Below are 8,425 nucleotides of genomic sequence, written 5' to 3' on the forward strand. Positions count from 1 at the left end.
GGCGGTCGTCCCGAGGAGGACCGGGCGGTCCACGCCGGTCGGCGTGAACTCGGCGACCACCCGCCAGGGTCCCGGCTCGCCGAGGTCGACCGGCGCCCGCCAGGTGCCGTCGTCGCCGAGCGTCGGGTGCACGTGGCGGAAGCCGCTGAGGTCCTCCCGCACGACGTAGAGGTGCAGCAGCTTGGTCTGCTCCTCGACGTACTCCGTCACCGGCCTGCCGGCACGGTCGACGATCCGGAACGACATCTCGCCAGGCCCCCGCGTCGCAGCGGGAAGGTGGACGTCGTCGAGGGTGTAGCCGCCGGCCGACTCCTTCGTCCCGTCCCCGATCGGCGCCGCGTCGCCGTGCTCCTGGCCCGGCGCATGGGTGTGGCCGGCGCCGTCGGACGCCGGCGACAGCACGATGCGCTCGGAGTCCTGCGGCTCCTCGGAGGAGCACCCACCGGCGACGACGGCGATGAGCGCCCCGACGGCCAGGCTCGTGACCGTCCGTCGCCTCACGGCGCCACCGTCAGGAAGGGGAGGGCGGGCCAGCCGAGCCGTCCCGTCCTGCTGGGTCCCATGGGGGCGGATCCTACGGGGGAGGGCCAGCGACGATGCCGGGCGGGACCGCCGCGGACCGTAGAATCGGGGCCATGTCCGTCCAGTCCGTTGAGTCCGTCTTCCCCCGGCTCGAGCCCCACCTGCTGTCGGTGTCCAAGCCGATCCAGTACGTCGGCGGCGAGCTCAACATGGTCTCCAAGGACTGGGACTGCGCGGCCGCCCACGATGGCGGACCGACGGTCCGCTGGGCGCTGATGTACCCCGACGCCTACGAGGTCGGCCTGCCCAACCAGGGCGTGCAGATCCTCTACGAGGTCCTCAACGAGCGCGACTGGATCCTCGCCGAGCGCACCTACGCCGTGTGGCCGGACATGGAGAAGCTGCTCCGTGAGCAGCAGATCCCGCAGTTCACCGTCGACAGCCACCGCCCGGTGGGCGCGTTCGACCTCTTCGGCGTGAGCTTCTCGACCGAGCTGGGCTACACGAACCTGCTCAACGCCCTGGACCTCGCCGGCATCCCGCTCCATGCCGTCGACCGCACCGACGAGCACCCGGTGGTCATCGCCGGCGGCCACGCCGCGTTCAACCCCGAGCCGATCGCCGACTTCATCGACGCCGCGGTCCTCGGCGACGGTGAGGAGGTCGTGCTGAAGATCTCCGAGCTCGTGCGGGAGTGGAAGACCGAGGGGAGCCCGGGTGGTCGCGACGAGCTGCTGCGGCGGCTGGCGGTGTCCGGCTCGGTCTACGTCCCCAAGCTCTACGACGTCGAGTACGACGACAGCGGCGCGATCGCGTCCGTCGTACCCAACCACCCGGACGCGCCGGAGCGGGTCCGCAAGCACACGCTGATGGACCTCGACCAGTGGCCGTACCCGCGGAACCCCCTGGTGCCGCTGGCCGAGACCGTGCACGAGCGGTTCAGCGTGGAGATCTTCCGCGGCTGCACGCGCGGCTGCCGGTTCTGCCAGGCCGGCATGATCACCCGACCGGTCCGCGAGCGGTCGATCGAGACGATCGGCGCGATGGTCGACAACGGCGTGAAGAAGACCGGCTTCGAGGAGGTCGGCCTGCTCTCCCTCTCGAGCGCCGACCACACCGAGATCGGCGAGGTCGCCAAGGGCCTGGCCGACCGCTACGAGGGCTCCAACGTCTCGCTGTCGCTGCCGAGCACGCGGGTCGACGCCTTCAACATCACGCTGGCCAACGAGTTCTCCCGCAACGGCCGGCGCTCCGGCCTGACGTTCGCGCCCGAGGGTGGCAGCGAGCGGATGCGGAAGGTGATCAACAAGATGGTCACCGAGGACGACCTGATCCGGACCGTCGCCGCGGCCTACAGCCACGGCTGGCGGCAGGTGAAGCTCTACTTCATGTGCGGCCTCCCGACCGAGACCGACGAGGACGTCCTGCAGATCGCCGAGCTCGCGAAGCGGGTGATCGCCACCGGCCGTGAGGTGTCGGGGCGCAACGACATCCGCTGCACGGTGTCGATCGGCGGCTTCGTGCCGAAGCCGCACACACCGTTCCAGTGGGCATCGCAGCTCGACGTCGAGACCACCGACCGCCGGCTGCGCGAGCTGCGCGAGGTGGTGCGCGCCGACAAGCGGTTCGGCCGCGCGATCGGCTTCCGCTACCACGACGGCCAGCCCGGCATCGTCGAGGGACTGCTGTCCCGCGGTGACCGCCGCGTGGGTCGGATCATCGAGGAGGTCTGGCGCGACGGCGGCCGCTTCGACGGCTGGAGCGAGCACTTCTCCTACGAGCGCTGGATCGCCGCCGCCGAGCGCGCGCTCGAGGGCACCGGCGTCGACCTCGCCTGGTTCACCACCCGCGAGCGTGGCTACGACGAGATCCTGCCGTGGGACCACCTGGACTCCGGGCTCGACAAGGACTGGCTGTGGGCCGACTGGGAGGACGCCCTCGCGGTCGCTGACGGCTCCTCCGATGTCGAGGTCGAGGACTGCCGCTGGACGCCCTGCTACGACTGCGGCGTGTGCCCGGAGATGGGCACCGAGATCCAGATCGGACCCACTGGCCAGCAGCTGCTACCGCTCAGCGTGGTCTGAGCACCAGCGCATCCTGGCCGTTCAGACGTTCCACCTGGCAGAGCTCCCGCTCTCGGTGACGGCGCGGGCGTTCGAGCGGCCGGCTTCCGGTATCGATGAGGTATCCGACGAACCCATGTCCTCGATCGGCATCTTCTCGGCCACGGACTGTCCTCCGGCCTCCTCGACCTAACGCAGGGCGTCGTCGACGCTCGGCACGTCGATCACGATGTTCGGTGCCTTAACCGGGACGTCGGCGCTGCGCTCCAACATCCCACCGTTGATGAAGCCCGACTCGGTCGGACCCGCTCCGGGTCGCTCGGGCCGGTCATCACGATCGTGTGGTTCATCTCCGCACTGGGCGCCAGCTGCCACCGAACGTCTCCCCGTAGAACTTCCGGGACGCCGTCGCGGTTGTAGTACGGGATCTCGATGTGCACCACTTGCCGGACATGCTCCCGCCTGGGAGAAGGTGTGGAGTTTCCAGCGAACTCCGGCTCGGGAGCGGGGTCACTACGCTCAACGGCGCACGTTCCGCAGGCTGCGGGTCAGCTTCTTGAGCTTCGGGTGCGCGATGACGCACGAGATGGTGCGGTCGTCGGCGTACTTCCACGACCTCCGGTTCGGCAGGTACTGGTAGATCTCGTAACGCGAGTCCTGGTACGAGACGCCTACGAACTTGCGGAAGGCCGGGACGCACTCCTGGATGCGTTGCTCGATCACCTTGTTCCCGGGGAACCTCTGGCCCTCGACCACGATGGTCGCGTAGACCTCGAAGTCGTGGGGCTGGTCGCACGGGACGACCTCGACCTCGCCCGCATCGGCCGTCTCCTCCTCGTCGAGCCCCTTGAGCACCGCGTCGTTGAAGCAGTCGCCAGTGCGCAGCTTCGTCGAGAGGACCGTGTCGTCGTCGCCGTCCGGGTTCTCCATGCCCGCCTCGATGCCCTCCTCGACGCCCTCCCGGAAGGCCTCGATCATGTCCGGTGCGAGCAGTGCCTGGACGGCGCTGAAGGTCAGACCGATGACGACGGCGAGCACGGCGAGCCATCGCGGCTCGAACTTCCCCCGCGCGAGCGTGATGATCGCGATCACCAGGCCGACCAGCGGCAGGCAGGGGAGGCAGATCGTCATCGCCAGCCCGAACCCGGTCCAACCGAGGCCACGGTCGGCGGGCCTTCGGGCGGCACCGAGGCCGGCCATCGGCTGGTTGTAGGGGTTGTCGTACGCCGGGCCGTAGGGGTCCGGTGGCGGGCCGCCGTGCGGCGGGCGGCCCGCCGGGGGGTCCGTCCGCCAGGGCGGTTCCGGCTCGACCGGCGGCCCCGGCGGTGTCAGTCCCTGGTCGGACATGTCAGCCCACCGGTCCCGTCAGCTGCTCGCCGTCGGACCGTTCGAGGAAGCAGGCGAAGTGGTCGCCGAACTCGGGATCGTCGTCGTCGAGCGCGTCCGTCGAGACCGCGACGTCGTACTCACCGGAGCGCAACAGTGGACGGTAGCGGTCCTCGGTCGTGACCTCGATGCAGAAGTCCTCGACGGAGGCTGCGTCGTACCTGCTGATCAGGTCACCGTCGAACTCGCCGACGGCGACGATCTCGGCGTCGTGCGGCTCGCCGCAGTCGGCCTCCCAGAGGTCGACGCTGTCGAACACCGTCCGCGTGTCGACGCACTGGCTGACCCGCGCTTCGTCCTCGAGCACGAGGGAGTTGCCCAACCAGACCAGGCCGACGAGCGCGCCGACCAGGGAGATGGAGCCGACGATGCCGATCACCAGGCCCGCGACCGCGGCCCAGCGACCGGAGCGCCTGCCGTTCTTGGTGCGGACCAGTCCGGCGATGCCGAGAGCGATCCCGACCGGGGCCCCGCAGCAGGAGAGCGAGCAGACGAACGCCGCGATCGAGATCCCGTCGGTGGTGGGCCTTGCCGCGCTCGCGCCGTACGGGTTCGGTGCGTCGGACGGCGAGCCGCCAAACTGGTTCGGCTGTGGTTCGTAGGGCTGGTAGCCCCGCCGTAGGGGTTGCTCACGGGCGGGCCCGGGTCAGGGGAGCTTCTTGTCGAGCGGGTCCCCGTTGCGCAGCGTGATGATGCACGCGACCTGGTCGCCGGACGACGGCTTCTCCTGCTGGGTCAGGGCGATCAGGTAGTACTGGGGGTCGGCGACCAACGCGTTCTCGCCGCCGTCGAGCATCGGCGTGCAGCTGTCGAGGATGTCCTCCTGGCTCTCGAAGTCGTAGTCGGCCGCCTCGGACGAGGTGAGCTTCTTCGTTCCGATGACCTGGCCGTCGTGCTCCTGGTCGCAGTCGACGACCTTGATGTTGGTGACGCCGCCGTCGTCCTCGGCGAGGCCGTCAGCGGTGATGCACTCGCCGTCCTTGAGGTCGTTGACCGCCGTCGGCAGCAGGCCCTTCAGGCCCCCGGTCGCGACCGCGATGATCGTGGCCACCAATGCGATCGTCCCCAGCAGGCCGAGCACGATCCCGGCGATCGCGAACCCGCGGCCCTTGCGCTTGCCACCCTTGGTGCGCGACAGGCCCACGAACCCGAGGATCAGGCCGAGCAGTCCGGTGCAGCAGAGCAGGCTCAGCACGAACGACGCGACAGACACCCCGTCGGTCTTCGGCTGCTGGTTCGGGAAGCCGCCGCCCGGTGGTGCGCCGTACGCGCCCCCGCCGCCCGCGCCGTAGGGGTTGGGCTGGCCATAGGGCTGGCCATAGGGATTGCCGTACGGATCGCTCACCCGCGAGAGCCTAGTGGTGAACGATGTCCCTCGTGCTGAAGATCAGTGACACCGAGCGCCGCACCCGGCTCGCGCTACGTCATGGCCTCGCCCGTGGGATGCCGACGGTGGAGGCGGCCACCGAGGCGATGACCGTGCTGCACGCGACCGAGGCGGCGACCGTCCAGCTCTCGCTCTGGGCACGCGTCCCCGGCGTGACGGTCGCGGACGTCGACCGAGCGCTGTACGACGACCGCGCCCTCGTGAAGCAGCTGGCCATGCGCCGCACCCTCTTCGCGTTCCCGCGCGACCTTCTGCCCGCGGCATGGGGGAGTGCGGCGGCCCGGGTGGCCCGCCAGCAGCGGGCCAGGCTGGCCAAGGACGTCGAGGCCGCCGGGCTCACGACCGACCCGGAGGCATGGATCCGTGCGGCGTCCGAGGCGGTGCTGGCCGAGCTCGCCGACGGGCAGCCGCGCACCACCTCCCAGCTGCGCGAGGCGCTCACCGTGCTCGCGGGCCGGATCACGCGCGGGACGCCCGAGAAGAAGTGGGGCGGCCCCAGCCCGATCGCGCCGCAGGTGATGACCCTCCTGGGCGCCGAGGGCCGGATCGTCCGCGCCGCCAACGCCGGTCACTGGCGGCTCAACAAGCCCACCTGGACCCTCACCGACCGCTGGCTGCCCGAGATGCCGTCGCCGCTGGCCGAGGCGGAGGGATACTCCGAGCTGGTCCGCCGCTGGCTGGCCACCTTCGGCCCGGGGACGGAGTCCGACATCGTCTGGTGGCTGGGCGCCACCAAGACCATCGTCCGACACGCGCTCGCCCAGCTCGAGGCGGTCCCGGTCGAGCTGGAGGGCGGGAGCACCGGTTGGGTCCTCCCGGACGACCTCGGTCCGGTGGAGCCGATCGGGCCGTGGGCCGCGCTGCTGCCGACCCTCGACCCGACCGTGATGGGCTGGAAGGAGCGCGGGTTCTACCTCGACCCGGCGGACCGGCCGTTCCTCTTCGACACCAACGGCAACGCCGGCAACACGGCCTGGTGGGACGGCCGGATCGTCGGCTGCTGGGTGCAGGACGAGGACGCGAGGGTTCGGGTCGTGCTGCGGCAGGAGGTCCCTCGCGAGGGAAGGACCGCCCTCGACACGACAGCCGAGAAGCTCACCGCCTGGCTCGACGGGGTGCGCATCGTCAACGTGTACGCCTCGCCGCAGATGAGGGGCGAGCTCCTCGGCTGACCTAGGATCAGCGCCCGTGAGTCGCGTCCAGCCCGAGCAGCAGGCACCGCCCGTCCAGAGGCTGCGGATCCGCTACGCCAAGCGCGGACGACTCCGGTTCACCAGCCACCGCGACGTCAGCCGCGCCATCGAGCGGGCCGTTGTCCGCGCCGCGATCCCGATGGCCTACTCGTCGGGGTTCCACCCGCACCCGCGCATCTCCTACGCCGGCGCGTCACCGACCGGAGCCGCCAGTGAGGCGGAGTACGTCGAGCTCGGCCTCGCCGAGCAGCGTGACCCGGCCGAGATCGGTCGCGAACTGGACGCCGTGCTGCCCGACGGGCTGGACGTGGTGGCGATCGTGGACTCCGCCGAGTCCAGCGCCGGATCGCTCTCGGACCTGCTCACCGCGAGCCAGTGGCGGATCGCGCTGGGCGAGACCCCGGTCGAGGAGGTCTCCGCCGCCGTGGCCGCCTTCCTCGCGACCGACTCCGTTCTCGTCGAGCGGATGACGAAGAAGGGGATGCGGAGCTTCGACTGCCGGGCTGCGGTGATCCGGCTCGACGTGACCCCCGAGGGGGAGCTCGACCTCGTCCTGGAGCACACCGTGCCCGCCGTACGTCCTGACGACGTGCTCACCGGCCTTCGTGAGGTGGCCGGCCTTGCCACGCCGGGCACCGCACTGCTCACCCGCCTCGCCCAGGGTCCGCTCGACCGCTCCAGCGGCACCGTCGGCGACCCGCTGACTGCCCGCTGACTGGCCGCTGACTGGCCGCTGCTTGGGCTTCCCGGACGCCGGGACGGCTCGCCCGGCTCGGTCGGGATGCCGGGCGCTTCGAAGGCCTGTGCGATACTCGCCACAGATCGAAACCCGTGCGCGTCCCAGACCGGGACCGCGCACGACGATCCGACGACGTTCTCGCCGCTCGGCAGGTGACTGCCGGACGGCACGGTGGAGGACCTACTCGAGCCAGACCGCGACGCACACGGCGACCGCGGCAGGTGAGGGCCCGGCCTCCAGTGACGCTCCTGCGGAGGGTGTCGTCCCACGAAGGCTTACGGCGCCGCCCCCGGGTGAGTGCCGATGACACACCGGGACGCGGAAGCGCCTGGGTCGAGGAGTAGCGCAATGAGCGACGCGCCCACGGACACCACCGACACCACCGACACCACCGGCACCGACGAGTCGGTCGAGACGCCGCAGCTCGCCGAGCAGGCCGCGGAGAGCGGCCGGCCCGACAAGCCTGCCGAGAAGCCCGCGGACGAGAGGCCCGCGGACGAGAAGCCCGCGGACGAGAAGGCCGCGGACGAGAAGGCCGCGGCGCCCGAGAAGGCCGAGAAGACCGAGAAGCCCGCCAAGCCGGCCAAGAAGACGGCGGCGAAGAAGACCGCGGCCAAGAAGACGGCGGCGAAGAAGACCACCGCCAAGAAGACGGCGGCGAAGAAGACCACCGCCAAGGCCGCCGCGGCGCCGCAGTCCGAGCAGCTGGAGCTCGCGCCCGACGCTGCCGCCGAGGCCGTGACCGACACCGACGAGGCCGCTGCGAGCACGTCCGGCACCGCCGTGCTGTTCCAGGCTCCCCAGAAGACCACCGCGCCGCGGAAGGCGAGGGCCCCGCGAGCGGCGGCGAAGAAGGTCGCCCCTGTCGAGGAGCCTGAGGCGATCGACGAGGATTCCGAGGAGAGCGCCGAGGACGCTGCGGCGGAGACGTCGGCGGAGACCGCCGCGACCCCGGAGCCGACTGACGAGGAGACCCCGGCAGAGGGCGCCGTCGACCCCACCGAGGCGTCGCAGGCCGAGGAGCAGGACGCCGACGAGGCCGACGAGGACGAGGACGAGGAGGACGGCTCGCCGTCCGGCCAGGCCCGCCGCCGGCGCCGCCGTGGTGGCCGGCGCCGTCGCAAGCCGGCTGGCT

The 8,425-nt window shown here is 71.1% G+C and carries 7 protein-coding genes and 2 pseudogenes; 5 read left to right on the forward strand and 4 right to left on the reverse strand.

Annotated elements, in window-relative coordinates; all coding sequences use genetic code 11:
• Positions 1–501, reverse strand: a pseudogene (locus E7Z54_RS21040) (hypothetical protein); the annotation flags it as partial.
• Between the two features lie 134 nt (positions 502–635).
• Here E7Z54_RS21040 and E7Z54_RS21045 point away from each other — a divergent pair.
• On the forward strand, positions 636–2,606 hold the full coding sequence (locus E7Z54_RS21045; protein ID WP_136436693.1) for a TIGR03960 family B12-binding radical SAM protein: 1,971 nt from the start codon (positions 636–638) through the stop codon (positions 2,604–2,606).
• A 498-nt stretch (positions 2,607–3,104) separates the two neighbouring features.
• Here E7Z54_RS21045 and E7Z54_RS21050 read toward each other — a convergent pair whose 3' ends face one another.
• Both E7Z54_RS21050 and E7Z54_RS21055 read right to left on the reverse strand, forming a co-directional pair.
• Positions 3,105–3,932 carry a septum formation family protein gene (locus tag E7Z54_RS21050; RefSeq protein ID WP_136436694.1) on the reverse strand — a complete coding sequence of 276 codons (828 nt, stop codon included), beginning with the start codon at positions 3,930–3,932 and terminating at the stop codon, positions 3,105–3,107.
• 1 nt (position 3,933) lies between these two features.
• The gene (locus E7Z54_RS21055) at positions 3,934–4,350 is read right to left on the reverse strand and encodes a hypothetical protein (RefSeq protein ID WP_136436695.1); all 417 of its coding nucleotides are present in this window, start codon (positions 4,348–4,350) and stop codon (positions 3,934–3,936) included.
• On the opposite strand from E7Z54_RS21055, the gene E7Z54_RS21060 reads away from it, so the two are divergent.
• A complete protein-coding gene (locus tag E7Z54_RS21060; RefSeq protein ID WP_136436696.1) occupies positions 4,340–4,573 on the forward strand; it encodes a hypothetical protein in 234 nt (77 codons plus the stop codon). The two genes, E7Z54_RS21055 and E7Z54_RS21060, sit on opposite strands and share 11 nt — an antisense overlap.
• Before the next feature lie 44 nt (positions 4,574–4,617).
• Here the strand turns inward: E7Z54_RS21060 and E7Z54_RS21065 are convergent, their stop codons facing one another.
• The gene (locus E7Z54_RS21065; protein WP_136436697.1) at positions 4,618–5,316 is read right to left on the reverse strand and encodes a DUF4190 domain-containing protein; all 699 of its coding nucleotides are present in this window, start codon (positions 5,314–5,316) and stop codon (positions 4,618–4,620) included.
• Between the two features lie 23 nt (positions 5,317–5,339).
• Here E7Z54_RS21065 and E7Z54_RS21070 point away from each other — a divergent pair, with 23 nt between their 5' ends.
• From E7Z54_RS21070 to E7Z54_RS21080, 3 genes and pseudogenes are all read left to right on the forward strand, one after another.
• A complete protein-coding gene (locus tag E7Z54_RS21070) occupies positions 5,340–6,530 on the forward strand; it encodes a winged helix DNA-binding domain-containing protein (protein ID WP_240769821.1) in 1,191 nt (396 codons plus the stop codon).
• A gap of 16 nt (positions 6,531–6,546) precedes the next feature.
• Complete coding sequence (locus tag E7Z54_RS21075) at positions 6,547–7,266, forward strand: TIGR03936 family radical SAM-associated protein (RefSeq protein ID WP_136436698.1); 720 nt, start codon at positions 6,547–6,549, stop codon at positions 7,264–7,266.
• A gap of 372 nt (positions 7,267–7,638) precedes the next feature.
• Positions 7,639–8,425: pseudogene (locus E7Z54_RS21080) on the forward strand (hypothetical protein); the annotation flags it as partial.

Origin of the sequence: Nocardioides sp. (assembly GCF_004803405.1) — a bacterium.
GTDB classification, from domain to species: Bacteria; Actinomycetota; Actinomycetes; order Propionibacteriales; family Nocardioidaceae; genus Nocardioides; species Nocardioides vastitatis.

Bases quoted from the DNA above. Each gene is read 5' to 3' on its own strand.
- E7Z54_RS21045 (WP_136436693.1), top strand. From the start codon at position 636: ATGTCCGTCCAGTCCGTTGAGTCCGTCTTCCCCCGGCTCGAGCCCCAC.
- E7Z54_RS21050 (WP_136436694.1), bottom strand. From the start codon at position 3,932: ATGTCCGACCAGGGACTGACACCGCCGGGGCCGCCGGTCGAGCCGGAA.
- E7Z54_RS21060 (WP_136436696.1), top strand. From the start codon at position 4,340: ATGCCGATCACCAGGCCCGCGACCGCGGCCCAGCGACCGGAGCGCCTG.
- E7Z54_RS21070 (WP_240769821.1), top strand. From the start codon at position 5,340: ATGTCCCTCGTGCTGAAGATCAGTGACACCGAGCGCCGCACCCGGCTC.